This window comes from Streptomyces sp. NPDC057900, assembly GCF_042887885.1.
Classification (GTDB): Bacteria; Actinomycetota; Actinomycetes; order Streptomycetales; family Streptomycetaceae; genus Streptomyces.
Genome location: NZ_JBHVOI010000015.1, coordinates 80,483 through 100,848 on the forward strand (window position 1 = coordinate 80,483; position 20,366 = coordinate 100,848).

Genomic DNA, 20,366 nt, shown 5'->3' on the forward strand with positions numbered 1-20,366 from the left:
GCAGCTGGGTTGACCACGCAAGCACCGCAGGCGACGCAGTCCGTCACGCTGCCCGCCTCGCTGGACGAGGCAGTGGCGGCACTCGGCGCCATGCCTGCCGCCGTCCCCGTGGCGGGCGGTACGGACCTGATGTCGGCCGTCAACAAGGGCCTCCTGCGCCCCTCCGGGCTGGTCGGCCTCGGCCGGATCAGCGAGCTGAGGGGCTGGCACTACCAGGACGGCCACGCCCTCCTCGGCGCCGGACTCACCCACGCCCGGATGGGCCGCCCCGACTTCGCCGCCCTCATCCCCGCCCTGGCCGCCTCCGCCCGCGCCGCCGGCCCGCCGCAGATCCGCAACGCCGGGACGCTCGGCGGCAACATCGCCACCGCCGCCCCGACCGGAGACGCCCTGCCGGTCCTGGCGGCGCTGGAGGCCGAGCTGGTCATCGCCGGTCCCGGCGGCGCCCGCCGCGAGATCCCGGTCTCGCACCTGCTGGCCGGCCGCGAGATGCTGGAGCCCGCCGAGCTGATCGGCTTCGTCCGCGTCCCGCTGCTGCACGCCCCGCAGGTCTTCCTCAAGGCGACCGGACGCACCGGCCCCGGCCGGGCCACCGCCTCCGTCGCGATCGTCCTCGACCCGGCCCGGCGCGGAGTGCGCTGCGCGGTCGGCGCCATCGCGCCGATGCCGCTGCGGCCGCTGGAGGCCGAACGCTGGATCGCCTCGCTGATCGACTGGGACGGCGAACGGGGCCTGGCGCCCGACGCGCTGGCCGCCTTCGGTGAGTACGTCGCCGCGGCGTGCATCCCGGACGAGCCACCGCCCGCCGACGGGGGAGAGGCGCCACCGCTGTCCCCCGCCGTACTGCACCTGCGGCGCACCGTCGCCGCGCTGGCCCGACGCGCGCTGGGGAGGGCACTGTCGTGAGCAACGAGGACCACACCGAACAGCACGGGGGATGGGAGCCGATCCCCCAGAGCGGCGACTACGACGGCGAGTCGACCGCCTTCGTCCACCTGCCGCCGGAGGACCTGGCGAACATCCCGCTGGCCGCGCCAGGCCAGGGCTACGTACCGCCGATGATCCTGCCGCTGACCCCGGCGGCCGGGGTCGACCCGGCGGCCACCGGCAGCTGGGTCGTCCGGACACCGGGCGGCCAGGACGGGCAGGGCGGTGGCCAGGAGCACGCTCCGGACGCCGAGCAGCCCGCCCCGGAGGCGGTGCACTGGCCCGACCCGAACCAGCAGCAGGCGCCGTACGGATACCCGGCGACCCCGTACCAGCCGCACCCGCCGGGGGAGCAGTACCCGGACCGGTACCGCGAGGACCGGGCCGCGACCGGCCAGTGGAACTTCGCGGAGTCCGCCGAGGCCGCGGAACCGGCCGGGCACACCGGCCAGTGGCAGATCCCGGTCGCCGACGGCGATCTCCCCGAGGAGTCCGGCGAGTTCTCCGCCTCGGCGGCCGCCGGCTGGTACGCCGACCGGACGCCGCCGGCCACCCTGCCCGGCGGTGCGCCCGCCCCCTGGGCGACGCGCGATCCGGAGCCCCACGACGGGGACAGCGCCCCGCCGCAGGGGCCGGACCACGACGGGACCGGGACACCGGACGCGCACGAAGTCCCGCCGGAGGCAGCCCTCCAGGACGCGTCGCAGCCCGCCATGGAGCACCCCGGCCCGGCCGAACCGGTCACGGAGCCGGTGGCGGAACCTGCCACGGACGCGGACGAGGCCCCGGTCGCGGAACCGGTTGCCGAGGACGCGCCGGACACCGAGGCCACGGACGCCGAAGCGGCGCCGGACACCGATGTCACGGCCCCGGACGCGGCGGACACGCCCGCCGAAGCCGACGCCACGGACCCCGGAGCCACCGACTTCGCCCCCGAAGCCGAAGCCGAAGCCGATGCCGAAGCCGACCCCGACATCAGCGCCTCCGACCCCGAGGCCGCCCCGGCCCCCCGGCTCGACCTGCCCAGCGAGCACCCCTCCGTCTCGTACGCGCTGCACGTGAACGGCGTCGACCGGCCCGTCACCGACGCCTGGATCGGTGAGTCACTGCTCTACGTGCTGCGCGAGCGCCTCGGCCTCGCCGGTGCCAAGGACGGCTGCTCGCAGGGCGAGTGCGGTGCCTGCAACGTCCAGGTGGACGGCCGGCTCGTCGCCTCCTGCCTGGTCCCCGCGGCCACCGCGGCGGGCAGCGAGGTGCGGACCGTCGAAGGCCTGGCCGTCGACGGCGAACCGTCCGACGTCCAGCGGGCGCTGGCCGACTGCGGGGCCGTCCAGTGCGGCTTCTGCATCCCCGGCATGGCCATGACCGTCCACGACCTGCTGGAGGGCAACCACGCCCCCAGCGAGCTGGAGACCCGTCAGGCACTCTGCGGCAACCTGTGCCGCTGCTCCGGGTACCGGGGCGTGCTCGACGCCGTGAACGAGGTCATCGCGGGCCGTGAGGCGGCCTCCGTATCCGCACCGGAATCCGCGGCACAACCGTCGGCACAGGCCACGGAACAGTCCGCGAAACAGGACGAGGCGCGCATCCCGCACCAGGCGCCCCCCGGCGCGGGTAGTGTGCAGGCCCATCTGCAGGACGGAGGCATGGCGTGAGCAACGACGCAGCCACCGCGGGCGGCGCGACCCACACGGCGATCAGCATCCCCTCGCTGGACGGGCCCGACGGCCCCGAGGGCGAGCAGCCGGTGTTCGGCCTCGGCGCCTCGCTGCCGCCGGCCGACGCCCGCCCCAAGACCGAGGGCACCTTCCCGTACGCCGCCGACCTGTGGGCCGAGGGACTGCTCTGGGCGGCGGTCCTCCGCTCCCCGCACCCCCACGCCCGCATCCTGTCGATCGACACCTCCGCCGCACTCGAAATGCCGGGCGTGCGCGCGGTCGTCACCCACGAGGACGTGCCCGGCGAGAGCGCCTACGGACGCCGCGTCGTGGACCGCCCCGTCTTCGCCTCCGACCTGGTCCGCCACCACGGCGAGCCGATCGCCGCCGTCGCCGCGGACCACCCCGACACCGCCAGGCTGGCCGCCGCCGCCATCGCCGTCGAGTACGAGGTGCTGGAACCGGTCACCGACCCGGAGAAGGCCTTCGCCGCCGAACCCCTGCACCCCGACGGCAACCTGATCCGCCACATCCCGCTGCGCTACGGCGATCCGGAGATCGTGGGCGAGGTCATCGTCGAGGGCCTGTACCGCATCGGCCGCCAGGACCCGGCGCCGATCGGCGCGGAGGCCGGGCTGGCCGTACCCCGCCCCGACGGCGGCGTGGAGATCTACACCGCCTCCACCGACCCGCACACCGACCGCGACCTCGCCGCCGCCTGCTTCGGCCTGGAACCGGACCGGGTGAAGGTCGTCGTGACCGGCGTCCCCGGCGCCACCGGCGACCGCGAGGACCCCGGATTCCAGCTCCCGCTGGGGCTGCTCGCCCTGCGCACCGGCTGCCCGGTCAAGCTGGCCGCCACCCGCGAGGAGTCCTTCCTCGGCCACGCGCACCGCCACCCGACGCTGCTCCGCTACCGCCACCACGCGGACGCCGAGGGCCGGCTGGTGAAGGTCGAGGCGCAGATCCTCCTCGACGCGGGCGCGTACGCCGACGACTCGTCCGAATCGCTGGCCGCCGCCGTCGCGTTCGCCTGCGGCCCCTACGTCGTCCCGCACGCCTTCATCGAGGGCTGGGCCGTCCGTACGAACAACCCGCCGTCCGGCCATGTCAGGGGCGAGGGCGCGATGCAGGTCTGCGCCGCGTACGAGGGCCAGATGGACAAGCTGGCCGCCAAGCTCTCCATCGACCCGGCCGAACTGCGGCTGCGCAACGCCCTGTCCACCGGCGACATCCTGCCCACCGGACAGACCGTGACCTGCCCCGCCCCCGTCGCGGAACTCCTGGGAGCGGTACGGGACTTCCGGCTCCCCTCGCTCCCCAAGGACTCCCCGGAGGACGACTGGCTGCTCCCGGGCGGCCCGGAGGGCGCGGGCGAACCCGGCGCGGTACGACGCGGGGTCGGCTACGCGCTGGGCATGGTCCACATGCTCGGCGCCGAGGGCGCGGACGAGGTCTCCACGGCCACGGTCCGGGTCCACGACGGGGTCGCCACCGTCATCTGCGCCGCCGTCGAGACGGGCCAGGGCTTCTCGACACTGGCCCGCCAGGTCGTCCAGGAGACCCTGGGCATCGAGGAGGTCCACGTGGCCTCCGTCGACACCGACCAGCCCCCGGCGGGCCCGGCCACCCACGGCCGCCACACCTGGGTCTCCGCCGGAGCCGTCGAACGCGCAGCGAAGATGGTCCGCACCCAGCTGCTCCAGCCGCTGGCCCACCAGTTCGGCATGTCCACCGAACTGCTCCAGATCGCCGACGGCAAGATCACCAGTTACGACGGGGTGCTCTCGACGACCGTCACGGAGGCGATGGACGGCAAGGAGCTCTGGGCAACCGCCCAGTGCCGCCCCCACCCCACGGAGCCGCTGGACGAGTCCGGCCAGGGCGACGCCTTCGTCGGCCTCGCCTTCTGCGCGATCCGCGCGGTGGTGGACGTCGACATCGAGCTCGGCTCCGTCCGCGTCGTGGAGATGGCCGTCGCCCAGGACGTCGGCCGGGTCCTCAACCCGTCCCAGCTGGCGACCCGGATCGAGGCGGGCATCACCCAGGGCATCGGCACCGCCCTCACGGAGAACCTCCGCACCGCCCGCGGCATCGTCCGCCACCCCGACCTCACCGGCTACGCCCTGCCGACCTCCCTCGACGCGCCGGACATCCGCATCGTCAGACTCGTCGAGGAGCGCGACGTGGTAGCCCCCTTCGGCGCCAAACCCGCCTCCGCGGTCCCCGTGGTGACCTCCCCGGCCGCCGTGGCCGCCGCGGTCCGCTCGGCGACCGGCCGCCCGGTCAACCGCCTCCCGATCCGGCCGCAGGCGGCGGTGGCGGTCCCCAGGTCCTGAGCCCTGCCCGGCCCCGTAGTGACCGGGGACATGGCAGGTCGTGGCGGTGCGGGGTGACTATGGGCGGATGCACATCTCCGAGACGGACCGGGCAGAGCGGGGTCCCACGCTGGCGCAGCTGCTCGCGCTGATCGCGGCCGGGACGCTCGATGTCGTCGTGGCGCCGTGCGGGACCGGCGTGCCCGTGTCCGATGTGGTGCTGCACGATCCGGGTGAGGAGCGGGACGAGGACGCCTGGGCGGCCGGCGGGCTGGTGCTGCTCGCGGTCGGGGTGGAGGTCGCCTCGGCAGAGGCGGTGGACGTGCTGCGCGCCGCGGACCGTGCCGGAGCGGCGGCCGTGGTGATGCGGCGTGGCGCGCGGGGGCCCCGGGCGGCGCTGCTGGAGGCGGCGGAGCTGGGGCGTACGGCGTTGCTGACCCGGCGGGCCGGGCAGGGCTGGACCGAGGTGCTCGGGCAGTTGCGGACCGCGCTGGTGCACAGCGTCCCGGACCGGTCGGGGAGCGCGGCCGGTGTGGACGGGCTGCGGCTGGGCGATCTGTCGGGGCTGGCCAACACCGTGGCGGACCTCGTCGGCGGCGCGATCACGATCGAGGACCCGCAGTCGCGGGTGCTGGCCTACTCGCGGATGGACCACGAGCCCGACCCGATGCGCCGGCTCACGATCCTCGGCCAGGAGGTGCCCCGCTGGCGGGTCGTCCAGCTGCGGGAGAGCGGCTTCTTCCAGGCGCTGTGGAACACCGACGACGTGGTGCGGCTCCCCGCCGACGAGCGGTACGCCGAGCGGCTGGCCGTCGCGGTGCGGCACGGCTCCGAGGTGCTCGGCTCGATCTGGGCGGCGGCCGACGGGCGGCCGCTGGCGGAGGACGCGGTGGCGGCGCTGCGGACGGCGGCCCGCGCCGCCGTCCCGCACCTGTCGCACCACCGGACCTGGGGCCGGGCGGCGGCCTGGGCGCGCGAGGGTTCGGTGCACGCGCTGCTGTCGGGCAATGGGCAGGCGGCGCACGATGTGGGGCTCGTCCGGGGTCGGCCGTACGCCGTGCTGGTGGCGGAGGCCTACGACGGACCGGAGCCCGCGCCGGGTGACGCCGGGCAGCGGGTGCAGCGGGTGCTCGACGTGCTGGCGCTACAGGCCGCGGCCTACCGTCCCGGCTGTGTGACCGCCCGGTCCGGGCAGCGGCTCTACGTCCTGGTGCCCGCCGCGGACGGCGAGAGCGACCCCGCGCGCACCCTGCTGGCCACGGCCCGTTCCGTGCCCCGGGGCGTGGTCTTCGCCGGAGCCGGGCCCGTGGTCTCGGATCCGGCGGAGCTGCCCGCCTCACGGGACGCCGCGGAGCTGGTGGTGCGGGTGCTGCGGGAGCGCGCCGCGCGGCTGACCCCTGCCGGGGCCGGGTCTGCGGTGGCGTCTTACGCGGAGGTCGCGGCGGAGGCCGCGGTGCTGCGGCTGCTCGACCGGGTGGAGCCGCTGTGGCAGGAGATATCGGGGCCGGTGCACGCGATGCTGGAGCACGACCGGTCGCACGGGGCGTGCTACGGCGAGTCCGTCGCCGCGTACCTCGACGCCTGCGGCGACACGGCCGCCGCCGCGCGACACCTCAACGTGCACCCGAATACCCTGCGGTACCGGCTGCGCCGGGCGCGGGAGCTGTTCGGGGTCGACCTGGCCGATCCGGCGGTGCGGTTCCTGGCGGAGATCGGCCTGCGCCTCGGGCCCGGCCGGCCCCGTACCTGATTCCGGTTCCGGTTCCGGTTCGGTCTTTCGGGCGGCGCCGCTCCTTGTGTTCATGATCGTTCTGTTGTCGGGACAGACAAGCGGAACAGTCGGTCCTGGTCCCTGACGACGAAGACATGCCGGGCTCCGCGCACCGAAGCTGGGCACATCAGCCCGCGGTCCGACGGGCGCGGTGCATGACGACCCATCACGTAGGAGTGTGTTTCAGGTGACTTCCGGTCCGGCCCCCCAGCGCAAGCGCGCCCGTGAGGCGGCGCTCGCCCGTGCCGTCGAGGACGGGCTGCTCGGCCCCGGATCGCCCCTGGTCGGCCTGCTCGACGTCGACGGGGTGCTGGCCGCGGTGGACGCGCTGAACGAGGCGTTCGAGGGACCGGCCACGGTCCACCACACGTTCGCGGCCAAGGCGTGCGGACTGGTGCCGGTGCTCCGGCTGCTCGCGGAGGCGGGCATGGGCTGCGAGGTGGCGTCGCCCGGCGAGTTGGAACAGGCCCTCGCCGCGGGCTTCAGCCACGACCGGCTGGTGTTCGACAGCCCCGCGAAGACCGTCGAGGAGCTGGAGTTCGCCCTTGAGCACGGCATCGCGATCAACCTGGACAACTTCCAGGAGCTTGAGCGCGTCGACCGCCTGCTGGCCGGCCGCGAGCCCGCCGGACCCATCGGCCTCCGGGTGAACCCCCAGGTCGGGGCCGGGGCCATCGGGGCGATGAGCACCGCCACCGCGACGTCCAAATTCGGCGTCGCGCTGCGCGACCCGGGAGCCGTCGACGCGGTGATCGAGGCCTTCACCACCCGCCCCTGGCTCAACCGCCTGCACGCACACGTCGGCTCCCAGGGCTGCCCGCTGCCGCTCATCGCGCAGGGGGTCGGCGCCGCGTACGAGCTGGCGGAACGGATCAACACCCTGCTCGGGCACGCCCGGATCACCGGCCTGGACATCGGCGGCGGCCTGCCCGTGAACTTCGACAGCGAGGACGACCGCCCCACCTACACCGACTACGTCACCGAACTGCGCGCCGCCGCCCCGGGGCTCTTCGACGGCCGCTACACCCTCGTCACCGAGTTCGGCCGCTCGCTGCTGGCGAAGAGCGGCACCATCGGCTCGCTCGTCGAGTACACCAAGTCGGCCGGCGGCCGGCGGATCGCGGTGACCCACGCCGGTGCCCAGGTGGCCACCCGCACCGTGTTCATGCCCGAGGCCTGGCCCCTGCGCGTCGGCGTGTTCGACGCCTCCGGCCGGCCCAAGGAGGGACCGCTCCAGGTCGTGGACATCGCCGGGCCGTGCTGCTTCGCCGGGGACCTGACCGCGAGCGCCCGCGAGCTCCCGGCGGTCGAGCCCGGGGACGTGGTGGCGCTGTACGACACCGGGGCGTACTACTTCTCGTCGCACTTCTCATACAATTCCCTGCCCAGACCCGCTGTATACGGTTATCGCACGGATTCGGCGGGGCAGGTCCGCCTCGCCATGGTCCGCGAGGCCCAGAGCGTGCGCGAAGTCGTCGAGGAGAGCGGCCTCTCCCACGCGGACGCGCTCGTGGCGCTGTGCGCGCGGGGGCCGGAGCAGACACCGAAGAAGGAGGTGGCGGGGTGAAGCACGTCCTCATATCCGCCGACATGGAAGGGGCGACGGGCACCGTCTCCCCGGCGGACGTCACAGCCGGGACACCGCGCTACGAACGCTTCCGCCGACTGCTCACGCAGGACGTCAACGCCGCGGTCGCCGGGTTCGCGGACGCCGGCGCGGAAGAGATCGTCGTCAACGACGCGCACTGCGGCATGGACAACGTACTCATCGAGGAACTCGACCCGCGCGCGGTCCTGATCGTCGGCCGGCACAAGCCGCTCGGCATGATGGAGGGCCTGGCGGAGGGGCCCGACGCGGTGGCGTTCGTCGGCTACCACACCGGCGCCGGCGAACAGGGCGTCCTCGCGCACACCTACCTCTCGCACAGCATCCTCGGCGTCCGCATCGACGGGGAGCCCGTCGGAGAGGGCGAGTTCAACGCCCTGGTCGCCGCCGAGGCCGGTGTCCCCGTCGTCCTGGTCACCGGCGACGACGTGACCTGCCGCGAAGCCACCGGGTACGCGCCCGGCTGCCGGACCGTCACCGTGAAGAGGGCGATCTCCCGGCACGCCGCCGTCTGCCGCACCCCGGCCGTCACGAGCGCCGACATCCGCCGCGAGGCCGCGGCAGCCCTCTCGGCGCCCCCGCCCCGGCCCGCCGCGCACCCCGCGCCGCACGTGGTGGAGGTCGACGTGGACAGTCCACACCTCGCGGACCGCGCCAGCGCGCTGTCCGGCGTCGGACGGTCCGGCCCCCGCACCGTCCGTATGGACACCCCGGACGCCATGACGGCCCTGCGCCGCTTCCGGGCGCTCAGCTGGGTGATCGGCGGCGGTCGCGAGGGCGACTGGACCTGAGGACCCGGCGGCGCCGGCGGCCCGATGCCGATGACGCCCTTCCCACGCCTTGTACGACGTTGCCCATGACCTGGAGCTGCCATGACTTCCTCCGTACCGCAGAGAACGCCGCAGAAGACTCCGCCGAAGACTTCGCAGAAGACGCCGCGGAGCCCGCAGCCGGAACTCAGCCGTTCGCTGCGCAACCGCCATATGTCGATGATCGCGATCGGCGGCGCGATAGGCGCCGGACTGTTCGTCGGCAGCGGCTCGGTGATCAAGACCGCGGGGCCCGCCGCGATCGTGTCGTACTGCCTGGCCGGCGCGCTCGTGCTGTGCACCATGCGGATGCTCGGTGAGATGGTCGTGGCGAGGCCCTCCTCGGGCTCCTTCGCCGACTACGCCCGTACCGCCATCGGGCCGTGGGCGGGCTTCACTATCGGATGGCTGTACTGGTACTACTACGTCATCATCGTGGCCGTGGAGGCCGTCGCGGGCGCGGCGATCCTGCACGCGTGGATCGGGCTGCCGCTCTGGGTGCTGGCCATGGGCCTGATGGTCGTGATGACCGCGACCAACCTGCTCTCCGTGAAGTCGTTCGGCGAGTTCGAGTTCTGGTTCTCCTCCGTCAAGGTCGCCGCGATCGTGGCGTTCCTGATCGTCGGCGGGCTCTACGTCTTCGGCGGCTGGCCCGGCTCGTCCTTCGACTTCTCCAACCTGACCGCGCACGGCGGCTTCGCCCCGAACGGTTTCACCGCGATCTTCTCCGCGATCGTCGTGGTCATCTTCGCGTTCGGCGGAGCCGAGATCGTCACCATCGCCGCCGCGGAGAGCAAGGAGCCCGAGCGTTCGGTGGCCCGCGCCACCACCGGGATCATCTGGCGGATCATCCTCTTCTACGTCGGCTCCATCGTCCTCGTCGTCACCATCGTCCCGTGGGACAGCGCCAAGGTCCTGGCCAGTCCGTATGTCGCGGCCTGGAAGATCATCGGGCTGCCGGGCGCGGGCGTCGTGATGGACATCGTGATCCTCACGGCGGTGCTGAGCGTGCTCAACTCCTCGGTCTACGTCTCCTCGCGGATGCTGCGGGCGCTCGCCACCCACGGCGACGCCCCCACCTGGCTGGTGGCGACGAACAAGCGCCAGGTCCCGGCCCGCGCGATCCTGGCCGGCACCGTGGTCGGCTGGATCTCGGTGCTGCTGGCCTACCTGTCGCCGGACACCGTCTTCACCTATCTGGTGAACTCCTCCGGTGCGATCGCCATCTTCATGTACCTGATGATCGGCGTCTCCCAGCTGCGCATGCGGCGCCGGCTGGAGCGCGAGGAGCCCGAACGGCTGACCCTGCGCATGTGGCTCTTCCCGTACCTGACCTGGGTGGTGATGGCCGGATTCGCCGCGGTACTGGTGGCTATGGCCGTCATCGGTGACCAGCGCACCCAGCTGTTCACCAGCCTCGGCAGCCTGGCCGTCGTCCTCGTCGCGTACGCGGTGCGCAGGGCGCGCGGCAGCCGTCCGGTGGCGGACGCCGGGGTCACCGGCTGAGCCGTCACACGGAAGCGCCCGCCCCCGCGTCCTTCCGGACGGGGTGCGGGCGGTTCCGTATACCGAGGCCGTGACCGGATTCGAACCGGTGTAACTCGAGTTGCAGTCGAGCCCCTGAGCCTCTCGGGCACACGGCCGTGCGTTGTTCCGGTTCCGACCGTAGGCGCCCGTGACCACGGCCGCCAAGAGCGCGGGCCGTCCCGCAACGCGACTGCCACACCCCGTTCACGAACAGCCGTCCGGTCCTACGACCAAGGGACCAGAACGGGAGCGACTCGCGACAGGGTCCAGGGTGGATTTTGCCCCTTACTCTAGGGTTCATGACCGCCCTGGAACCGCGTGACGCCGAGGTCTCGGCCCGCCCCGAAGCCATCGATGTCGAACCGCACGGAACCGCGGTCGTCGGCGCGATGGAAGGGGTGCTCGGGCGGACCTACCGGGCGCTGAGCGTCGGCATCGTCTCCGTCGTGTTCCTGATCGCCTTCGAGGCCACCGCCGTGGGGACCGCGATGCCGGTCGCCGCCCGTGAGCTGCACGGCATCCCGCTGTACGCGTTCGCGTTCTCCGCGTACTTCACCACCAGCCTCTTCGCCATGGTGCTCTCCGGCCAGTGGGCCGACCGGCGCGGCCCGCTGGGGCCGCTCGCCGCCGGGATCAGCGCCTTCGGAGCGGGCCTGCTGCTGTCCGGGACCGCGGGCACCATGTGGATGTTCATCGCGGGCCGGGCCGTGCAGGGGCTCGGCGGCGGGCTGGTGATCGTCGCGCTGTACGTGGTGATCAGCCGGGCCTACCCGGAGCACCTGCGCCCGGCGATCCTCGCCGCGTTCGCCGCGAGCTGGGTCATCCCGTCGGTCGTGGGGCCGCTGGCCTCCGGGAGTGTGACCGAGCACCTGGGCTGGCGCTGGGTCTTCGTCGGCATCCCGGTCCTGGTGGTCTTCCCGCTGGTGCTCGCGCTGCCCGCGATCCGGCGGATGGCGTCCGGGCCCGCGGACCCGGCGGCGCCCGTCGAGCCCTTCGACCGCCGGCGCATCGTGCTCGCGCTGGGCATCTCGCTGGGCGCGGGGCTGCTCCAGTACGCCGGGCAGGAGCGGAACTGGTTCTCGCTGCTGCCGCTCGTCGCCGGGTTCGCCCTGCTCGTCCCCGCGGTGCGCGGTCTGCTGCCCCGCGGCACCGGACGGGCGGCGCGCGGGCTGCCCTCCGTGGTGCTGCTGCGCGGGGTGGCGGCCGGCTCTTTCATCGCCGCCGAGTCGTTCGTACCCCTGATGCTGGTCACCCAGCGCGGCCTGTCCCCGACGATGGCCGGGCTGTCGCTCGCGGCCGGTGGCGGGACGTGGGCGCTGGGCTCGTTCCTGCAGTCCCGGCCGCGCCTGGAGCCGCACCGGGAGCGGCTGATGGTGGGCGGCATGGTGCTGGTCGCCGCGGCGATCGCCGCCGCGCCCGCCGTGCTGATCGAGGAGGTGCCGGTCTGGACGGTCGCCGTGGCCTGGGCGGTCGGCTGCCTCGGCATGGGCACGGTGATCGCGTCGACCAGCGTGCTGCTGCTGAAGCTGTCCGCACCCCACGAGGCGGGGGCGAACTCCGCGGCCCTGCAGATCTCGGACGGCCTCTCCAACGCCCTGCTGCTGGCCGCCGGCGGCGCGGCGTTCGGCGCGCTCGGCGGGGGAGCGGTGGGGGCCGTGCACGAGGCCGTCGAGGCGGGCTCCTCCGGCTCGCACCCGGGGGCGTTCGCGGTGGTGTTCCTGCCGATGGCGGGGGTCGCGCTGGTGGGGGCGTGGGTGGCCACGCGGGTGCGCGAGCGGTGAACGATACCGTTCCCGTATGGGCATGAACCTGCACCTTCGCGACGATCAGGCCGAGGCTCTCCGGCAGCGTGCCGACTTGGTGAAGTCATCTCCCAGGGGCTGCGCGAACTGGTCGTAGACGAGGTGTGAGAGCCGTCGCAATCGCGGACCGGGCGGCGCAGTCCGAGCCGGATCGCACCCCGCCCCCCGGTAAGGTGGCCCGGTTGTCGTATCGCGTGCGGGCCCGTCCCGGTCCGTGCGGACAGCACTCCACGTACCCGAGAGACCCGAACCGGAGACCGTGACTACTACCGCCTCCCACCACCTCTCACCCGCCTTTCCCGGCCGCGCCCCCTGGGGTACGGCCGGGAAGCTGCGAGCCTGGCAGCAGGGCGCCATGGAGAGGTACATCCAGGAGCAGCCGCGCGATTTCCTCGCCGTCGCGACCCCCGGCGCCGGTAAGACCACCTTCGCGCTGACCCTCGCGTCATGGCTGCTGCACCACCACGTCGTGCAGCAGGTCACCGTCGTGGCACCGACCGAGCACCTCAAGAAGCAGTGGGCGGAGGCCGCCGCCCGGATAGGCATCAAGCTGGACCCCGACTACAGCGCCGGCCCCGTGAGCAAGGAGTACCACGGGGTCGCCGTCACGTACGCGGGTGTCGGGGTCCGCCCGATGCTGCACCGCAACCGGTGCGAGCAGCGCAAGACCCTGGTGATCCTCGACGAGATCCACCACGCCGGTGACTCCAAGTCCTGGGGCGAGGCGTGCCAGGAGGCGTTCGACCCGGCGACCCGCCGGCTCGCGCTCACCGGCACACCCTTCCGCTCCGACACCAACCCGATCCCGTTCGTCGCGTACGAGGAGGGCAACGACGGAATCCGCCGGTCGTCCGCCGACTACACCTACGGCTACGGGAACGCGCTCGCCGACGGCGTGGTCCGCCCGGTGATCTTCCTCAGTTACAGCGGCAACATGCGCTGGCGCACCAAGGCCGGTGACGAGATCGCCGCCCGGCTCGGTGAGCCGATGACCAAGGACGCCATCGGGCAGGCCTGGCGCACCGCGCTCTCGCCCACCGGCGACTGGATCCCCAACGTGCTCAGCGCCGCCGACAAGCGGCTGACCGAGGTCCGCAAGGGCATTCCGGACGCGGGCGGTCTGGTCATCGCGACCGACCAGGAGTCCGCCCGCGAGTACGCCAAGATCCTGAAGAAGGTGACCGGCGAGAAGGCCACCGTCGTCCTGTCCGACGAGAAGGCCGCGTCCAAGCGGATCGACGCGTTCACCGAGGACGGTTCGCGCTGGATGGTCGCCGTCCGGATGGTGTCCGAGGGTGTCGACGTGCCGCGCCTCGCGGTCGGCGTGTACGCCACCACCATCTCGACGCCGCTGTTCTTCGCCCAGGCCGTCGGCCGCTTCGTGCGCTCCCGCAAGCGCGGCGAGACCGCCTCGGTCTTCGTACCGACGATCCCGATGCTGCTCGACTTCGCCAACGAGATGGAGGTCGAACGGGACCACGTCCTCGACAAGCCCAAGAAGGGCAGCGACGAGGAGAACCCGTTCGCGGAGGAGGACAAGCTCCTCGCCGACGCGGAGAAGCTGGAGGACGAGGAGACCGAGGAGCAGCTGCCCTTCGAGGCCCTCGAATCCGACGCGGTCTTCGACCGGGTGCTGTACGACGGTGCCGAGTTCGGCATGCAGGCGCACCCGGGCAGCGAGGAGGAGCAGGACTACCTCGGGATTCCGGGGCTGCTGGAGCCCGACCAGGTGCAGCTGCTGCTCCAGAAGCGGCAGACCCGGCAGATCGCGCACAGCCGCCAGAAGCCGGCCTCCGAGGCGGATCTGCTGGAGAAGCCCGCCGAGGACCGGCCGGTGGTCACGCACAAGCAGCTGCTGAGCCTGCGCAAGCAGCTGAACACCATGGTGTCGGCCTATACGCACCAGAGCGGCAAACCGCACGGGGTCATCCACACCGAGCTGCGGCGGGTGTGCGGCGGGCCGCCGAGCGCGGAGGCCACCGCCGGGCAGATCGAGCAGCGGATCAAGAAGGTCCAGGAGTGGGCCACCCGCATGACGTGAGCCCGGCCGGAACGTACGGGCACCGGCCCGGGGCGCAGGACGGTTGTCCTCGCCCCGGGCCGGTGTCATGGGAGGACCGGCTTCAGCGGGCTGGGGCCGGTGCCACGAGGGGGCCCGCCGCTACCAGACGAACGGTGCGGACTGGCTGGTCGTCGCCACGCACGGCACGGTGGCCGACGTCGGGGACGAGGCCACGATCTGCAGCGACCAGTTGGTGGTGCTCGGGGGAGCGGGCAGCACCGTGGAGTTGGTGCTGTCCCCGGCCGCGAGTGTGCCGGAGGTGAGCTTCAGCGGGCCGAGGGTGATCGGGTTGCCGCCGCTCAGGCCGGGGTTGGCCTTCGCGGAGAACTGGACCTGGCTGGTGACGCCGCCCGAGGTCTTGGTCAGCTTGAGCGTCGTCGTGATGCTGTTCGGGTCGGCACTCGTACCGGCCGGCATGGTGATCGCCGTGGAGGTGATCTTGATGGTCTTGTTCGTGCCCGAGTCGGCGGCGGTCAGGGTGGCGACGCCGCTGCCCCAGGATCCGCAGTTGTAGCTCGCCGTCGCGGTGAGCGGGGCGACGGCCGAGGCGGTCGGGGACGACAGCGCGAGCATGGCGCCGACGGCACACGTGGTGCCCACCACCAGCGGCAGGCGTCTTCGGCTCCGGGTGAGGCGTGGGGAGATCGACATGACGGGTGGAACTCCTTCCGGTTGAATTCCGCAGATTCGCTGGATCGGTACCAGCCTGCGGATCTGCGTGCCGGGCCCGGCATGTCGGGTGCAGTGAAACGGTGATCTTCAAAGATGTCAACGGATGTGCCGAAAACGCGTGCTGAAATGCTTTTCGGGCATTTCCGAAAGGATCAATTCGGTCTCTCTTGACTTCTCTGCACCAGAGCTCCTCAATGTGCGCAATCAATGGGCCATGAAAGGGTGTCAGGTGATCCGACGTCGAAGACCCGGGGTGACCGGTCTGCTCGCAGCCTGCTTCGTACTGTCGCTGGGCTGCGTCGGGGCCGCCGCGCCGCTTCCCCCGTACCACCCGACTGCGGCGGCGGCCGGCACGGTGAACCCGACCGTGCACTGCACCCTGCCCGCGGGCCAGGGCGAGGCGACCGGGCCGCAGGAGATGAACGTCGAGCTGTCGCCCGAGGTCGTCGCCCCGGGCGGCAAGGTGCACGCCAAGGTGACGCTCGGCGCGTCCCCCGCCACCAGCGCCATCGCCCTGGACGACGTGCCGACCATCCCCAGCCTCGACCTCGCGATGTCCGGCGGGGCCACCGGCACCGTCACCGTGCGGGGCGCCGAGTTCACCATGGACGTGCCGGCCGGGCAGCCCATCGAGATTCCCGCGTACGAGGGCGACTTCCTGGTTCCGGTGGACGCCTCCGGCGAGATATCGCTTGCCCCGGTCCGCACCCTCACCCAGACCAAGGTCCTCGGCTCGGTCTTCGAGACACCGTGCGACGTCGTGGGCGACGTGGGCAGCGTCGGCACCGTCACGGCGGAGGGCTCCACCTCGGAGCCCGCCACCCTGACCGCCCCGGCAGACCCCGTACGCCCCAACACCGCCGTCAAGCTGCGCGGTTCGCAGTGGACGCCGGACGGCAAACCCGTACCGTCGCTCTGCGCGGCGGGCGGTGGCGGCTGCGATCCGCTGAAGTTCACCTCGAACACCCTGCGGATCGACTCCTACGGCACGCTCACCGGCACCGCGACCCTCGGCGAGGCCGGGGCGGTGCCCGACGGCAGCTACGAGGTGAAGGTCAACGACGGCACGAAGGAGGCCACCGCACCCCTCACCGTGAAGGCCGTCGCGGCGGGCAACCGGGAGATCTCGCTGTCGGCGGACAGCGGCCCGGTCGGCAGCGTGGTCACGGTCAGCGGCCGGAACTACAACCCGGACCGCTGGATCAACATCATCGGCCTCGACGCGTCGGGCACCGGGCTCGACGACAGCGCGGTCTACGTCAAGAGCGGCCCGGACGGCACCTTCGCCGTCGAGTTCACCGTCATCTCCGACGCCGTCGTCGCCGTCCAGGCCGACGAGGGCAACGACCCGGCGACCGTCCGCACGGCGCCGTTCACCGTCACCACGGAGGGCGGCGGGGACGGCGGCGGTACGGCGGAGCAGCGGCTGTCCACCGAGGTCAGGGCCGGGACGCTGTCCATGACCCAGGCCGGTGACACCGTCGACTTCGGCACCACGGTGCTGGGCACGGACACCGGAGCACAGCGGGCCCGGCTCAACCGGGTCGAGGTCGAGGACGCCAGAGGCGTCAACAGCGGATGGTCGCTGACCGCCACCCTGAGCCGCTTCACGAACGCCGACGGGAACATCATCCCGGCCTATGCCGTGCGGTGGACCCCGGCCTGCTCGGCACAGGACGGGAGTGTGGGGACGCCGGTGGCCGGAGCGCCCACCGCGCTCGGGAGCGAGGCGGCGAGCCTCTGCCGGGTGGATCCGGACGGATCACGTCCGTTCACCGGCGGGAAGTTCGACGCCGACGCGGACCTCGCCCTCACCGTTCCCGAATTCACCCGGCCCGGAGATTACAGTGCGACCCTGACCCTGACCCTGCTGTAACAGGGGTCACCGGGAAAAGTCCTTCCGGACGCCCGCCCGCTCCGTACGGCAATGGAGCGGACGGGCGTTTCCCGTTCCGCATCCGCGCCATTCAGTCCATTCCCAGCATCTGAACCATTCGCATCATTCGCATTCCGCTTCCTTTGGAGGAGCCGTATGTTCGCGCATCGCAGATCCGCCGGCACGAGAAGACCGGGTGGCTCGGCATTACGCCGTGCCGTCGCACTCGGCGCCACCACCCTGCTCGTCTGGACCGGCGGATCCGCCGCCCTGGCCCCCCTCGCGCACGCCGGTACCGTCACCCCGACCGTGCACTGCACCCTGCCGGCCGGCCAGGGCGAGGCGACCGGGCCGCAGCAGATGAACGTCGAACTCACCCCCGACGTCGTCGACCCGGGCGGCAAGGTCCACGCCAAGGTGACGCTCGGCCCGTCCCCGGCCACCAGCGGGCTCACCCTCAACGACGTGCCCACCACCCCGAGCCTCGACCTCGCCATGTCAGGCGGCGCCACCGGCACGGTGACCGTCACCGGACCCCAGGTCTCCCTCAACATCCCGTCCGGGAAACCGATCGAGATCCCGCCTTACGAAGGGGACTTCATCGTCCCCGCCAACGCGAGCGGGCCGGTCTCCTTCACCCCGCTGCGCAACCTCACCCGTACCAAGGTGCTCGGCGGCACCTACGAGACGCCGTGCGTCGTGACCGCGGGCGGCGGGTCCATCGGCACCGTCACCGTGGAGGGCAGCGCCGGACAGCCGGCCACGCTGATCGCCCCCACCACCCCGGTGCGCCCGTCCACCGCGGTCACCCTGGCGGGCAGCCGGTGGACACCGTCCGCCACCCCCGTACCGTCGCTCTGCGCGGCGGACGGCGGCGGCTGCGACCCCGCCAAGTTCGCCTCCTCCACCCTCGCGATCGACGGCTCCGGGCAGCTGACCGGCAAGGCCGTGCTCGCGGAGGCGGGCGCCGTGCCGGACGGCTCGTACCTGGTGAAGGTCGGCGACGGTACGAAGGAGACGACCGCGCCGCTGACCGTCCGCGCCTTCGTTCCCGACGGGCCCCGCGCGATCGCGCTGTCCCGGAGCAGCGGGCCGGTCGGCAGCGTCATCACCGTCACCGGGAGCAACTACTTCCAGGACCGGTGGATCAACACGGTGGCCCTCGACGCGAGCGGGGCGACCCTCGACGACACCGCCGTCTACGTGAAGAGCGGGTCCGACGGGAAGTTCAGCGTGGAGCTCACCGTCTCCGACCCGGCGATCGCCTCGGTCCAGGTCGACGAGGCCAACGACCCGGCGACCGTACTCACCACGCCGTTCACCGTGACCGAGGCCACCGCGACGCTCTCGGCAGGCACGGCCAAGGTCAAACCGGGCGGGTCCATCGGCGTCTCCGGCGACGGCTGGCCGTCCGGCGTCACCCCGGCCGCCCAGCTGTGCGCCGCCGACGGCACCGGCTGCGACGCGGCCCGGATCAGCGGCTCCACCCTCCGGATCACCGCCGACGGCAACCTGAGCGGCACGGTCACCGTCGCCGGCTCCACCCCGCGCGCCGTGTACGCGCTCCGCGTCACCGCCGGCAGCTCGGAGGCCCTCACCCAGCTGACCGTCTCACCCACGTACATCGTCCTCACCCCGGCAGCCGGCCCGAAGGGCACCGCGGTCACCGTCCTGGGACAGGGCTTCGCGAAGGTCGCGACCGTATCCATCGTCGGGCTGCGGGCGGACGGCTCGCAGACCTCCGACCCGGTGCGGACCAAGGTGGTCGGCCTCGACGGGGCGTTCTCGCAGACGTTCACCGTCAAGGCGGCCGACACCGTCGCGATCCGGGTCCGCGAGGTCCTCGTCAACCCACGTACCGAGACGGCCGCCTTCACCGTCCAGGACGGCACGGTCCCGGCCGGCCCGTCCTTCGCGCTCTCGCCGCCCGAAGGGCCGGTCGGCACGGTGGTCCAGGTGACCGGCCGGGGTTTCGCACCCGTCGCCACGGTCTCGGTGACCGGACGCACCGCGGACGGGAAGCAGACCTCCGACTCCTACGTCACCCGGATCATCGGACTCGACGGCACGTTCGCCCTCAACTTCACCGTCCGGGACCCGGCGACGAAGTCGATCCGGGCCTGCGAAGTGCTCGTGAACGGTAAAACCGTCCAACAATTGTTCACGGTGAGTTAACGCTGGTTCACCTCCGGTGTACGGAGCGTCGCGAGGGAGTCGGCCGACATGGACGCGCGTAGATCCGCGCCATCCGGCCGGCGCCCCGCTGACCGGCACTTATGCTCGCCGCGCACAAGCGCTTTTCCGCAGGCGCCCGGATTCTGGACGAGGTCTTCCGCTGAGCGGACTGGCTCGCTACTGTCCCAAAAATGTGAACGCCCCGTGGCAACGCCGCCGCGGAGCGCAGCCGGTGCCTTGGCCAGGCCGGCGGCCTCTCCGTGCGTCGCCGCTGGGACCGGTGACGCACAATCCGTGGGAACCAGCCGCCGCCGCTCACCAAAGAGGAGAGGGCGTCGTGACCGCGGAGACCTCGCAGACGCTCGACCGGGGACTGCGTGTCCTCAAACTGCTTGCCGACACCGACCACGGACTGACGGTCACCGAGTTGTCCAACAAACTCGGCGTCAACCGCACCGTGGTCTACCGTCTGCTCGCCACCCTGGAGCAACACACCCTGATCCGACGCGATTTGGGCGGAAGAGCCAGAGTCGGCCTCGGCGTGCTGCGCCTGGGCCGGCAGGTGCACCCGCTCGTCCGGGAGGCCGCGCTGCCCGCGCTGCGCTCACTGGCGGAGGACATAGGGGCCACGGCCCACCTCACGCTCGTCGACGGCACGGACGCGCTGGCCGTCGCGGTCGTCGAACCGACCTGGACGGACTACCACGTCGCGTACCGGGCCGGCTTCCGCCACCCGCTCGACCGGGGCGCCGCGGGCCGGGCCATCCTCGCGGCCCGGCAGAAGCCGGTGGGCGAGACCGCGTTCACCCTCACCCACGGTGAGCTGGAAGCCGGGGCGAGCGGTGCGGCGGCCGCGCTGATGGGGGTGACGGGGGTCGAGGGCAGCGTGGGCGTGGTGATGCTCGCGGACGCGGTCCCGGAACGGGTCGGCCCCCGCGTCGTCGACGCGGCACGCGAAGTGGCGGACGCGCTGCGCTGACGGGGCCCTCGGCCGGGCGGGCGCGCGGGGTTCGTGCGCCGGTCTCCTTGGCGCGGGGTTCCGTCCTCAATCGCCGGACGGGGTTGTTTGTGCGGGTGCTCCGTGGGGTGCGCCTGCCCGGTGGGTGGGGGTTCGGGGGCCCTCCGGGGAGACTCCTCGAACGACGAACGTGCGGCGGGTCCGT

The 20,366-nt window shown here is 72.7% G+C and carries 13 protein-coding genes and 1 tRNA gene; 12 read left to right on the forward strand and 2 right to left on the reverse strand.

Features of this window, described 5'->3' with window-relative positions; genetic code table 11:
• Positions 1-9: 9 nt before the first annotated feature.
• The 7 genes from ACFVQ0_RS33455 to ACFVQ0_RS33485 all read left to right on the forward strand — a co-directional run bounded on the left by ACFVQ0_RS33455 (position 10) and on the right by ACFVQ0_RS33485 (position 10,595).
• Positions 10-906 (forward strand): xanthine dehydrogenase family protein subunit M, encoded by an 897-nt coding sequence (locus tag ACFVQ0_RS33455; protein WP_073738181.1) that lies wholly within the window; start codon positions 10-12, stop codon positions 904-906.
• Complete coding sequence (locus ACFVQ0_RS33460) at positions 903-2,582, forward strand: 2Fe-2S iron-sulfur cluster-binding protein (RefSeq protein ID WP_390092929.1); 1,680 nt, start codon at positions 903-905, stop codon at positions 2,580-2,582. The genes ACFVQ0_RS33455 and ACFVQ0_RS33460 overlap by 4 nt, the downstream gene beginning before the upstream one ends.
• Positions 2,579-4,924 (forward strand): xanthine dehydrogenase family protein molybdopterin-binding subunit, encoded by a 2,346-nt coding sequence (locus ACFVQ0_RS33465; RefSeq protein WP_390092930.1) that lies wholly within the window; start codon positions 2,579-2,581, stop codon positions 4,922-4,924. The genes ACFVQ0_RS33460 and ACFVQ0_RS33465 overlap by 4 nt, the downstream gene beginning before the upstream one ends.
• Positions 4,925-4,991: 67 nt before the next feature.
• Entirely contained in the window at positions 4,992-6,653 is a 1,662-nt protein-coding gene (locus tag ACFVQ0_RS33470) for a PucR family transcriptional regulator (protein ID WP_390092931.1), read from the forward strand.
• Between the two features lie 208 nt (positions 6,654-6,861).
• Entirely contained in the window at positions 6,862-8,241 is a 1,380-nt protein-coding gene (locus ACFVQ0_RS33475; RefSeq protein ID WP_390092932.1) for a diaminopimelate decarboxylase, read from the forward strand.
• Complete coding sequence (locus ACFVQ0_RS33480; RefSeq protein WP_390092933.1) at positions 8,238-9,071, forward strand: M55 family metallopeptidase; 834 nt, start codon at positions 8,238-8,240, stop codon at positions 9,069-9,071. The genes ACFVQ0_RS33475 and ACFVQ0_RS33480 overlap by 4 nt, the downstream gene beginning before the upstream one ends.
• A gap of 81 nt (positions 9,072-9,152) precedes the next feature.
• Positions 9,153-10,595, forward strand: coding sequence for an amino acid permease (locus tag ACFVQ0_RS33485; protein ID WP_390092934.1), 1,443 nt, complete (start codon positions 9,153-9,155; stop codon positions 10,593-10,595).
• 65 nt (positions 10,596-10,660) lie between these two features.
• On the opposite strand, the gene ACFVQ0_RS33490 is transcribed toward ACFVQ0_RS33485, so the two are convergent.
• Positions 10,661-10,732, reverse strand: a tRNA-Cys gene (locus ACFVQ0_RS33490).
• Positions 10,733-10,915: 183 nt separating this feature from the next.
• On the opposite strand from ACFVQ0_RS33490, the gene ACFVQ0_RS33495 reads away from it, so the two are divergent.
• Positions 10,916-12,397 (forward strand): MFS transporter, encoded by a 1,482-nt coding sequence (locus tag ACFVQ0_RS33495; RefSeq protein ID WP_390092935.1) that lies wholly within the window; start codon positions 10,916-10,918, stop codon positions 12,395-12,397.
• Positions 12,398-12,677: 280 nt separating this feature from the next.
• On the forward strand, positions 12,678-14,459 hold the full coding sequence (locus ACFVQ0_RS33500) for a DEAD/DEAH box helicase (RefSeq protein ID WP_390092936.1): 1,782 nt from the start codon (positions 12,678-12,680) through the stop codon (positions 14,457-14,459).
• Positions 14,460-14,579: 120 nt separating this feature from the next.
• Here ACFVQ0_RS33500 and ACFVQ0_RS33505 read toward each other — a convergent pair whose 3' ends face one another.
• The gene (locus ACFVQ0_RS33505; protein WP_390092937.1) at positions 14,580-15,131 is read right to left on the reverse strand and encodes a hypothetical protein; all 552 of its coding nucleotides are present in this window, start codon (positions 15,129-15,131) and stop codon (positions 14,580-14,582) included.
• Between the two features lie 274 nt (positions 15,132-15,405).
• Here ACFVQ0_RS33505 and ACFVQ0_RS33510 point away from each other — a divergent pair, with 274 nt between their 5' ends.
• The 3 genes from ACFVQ0_RS33510 (at position 15,406) to ACFVQ0_RS33520 (ending at position 20,182) form a co-directional block, all read left to right on the forward strand.
• Complete coding sequence (locus tag ACFVQ0_RS33510; RefSeq protein WP_390092938.1) at positions 15,406-17,028, forward strand: hypothetical protein; 1,623 nt, start codon at positions 15,406-15,408, stop codon at positions 17,026-17,028.
• A 156-nt stretch (positions 17,029-17,184) separates the two neighbouring features.
• Positions 17,185-19,203: a hypothetical protein gene (locus ACFVQ0_RS33515; protein WP_390092939.1), complete on the forward strand. Its 2,019-nt coding sequence runs from the start codon at positions 17,185-17,187 to the stop codon at positions 19,201-19,203.
• A 337-nt stretch (positions 19,204-19,540) separates the two neighbouring features.
• A complete protein-coding gene (locus tag ACFVQ0_RS33520) occupies positions 19,541-20,182 on the forward strand; it encodes an IclR family transcriptional regulator (protein ID WP_024489166.1) in 642 nt (213 codons plus the stop codon).
• Positions 20,183-20,366: the final 184 nt, after the last annotated feature.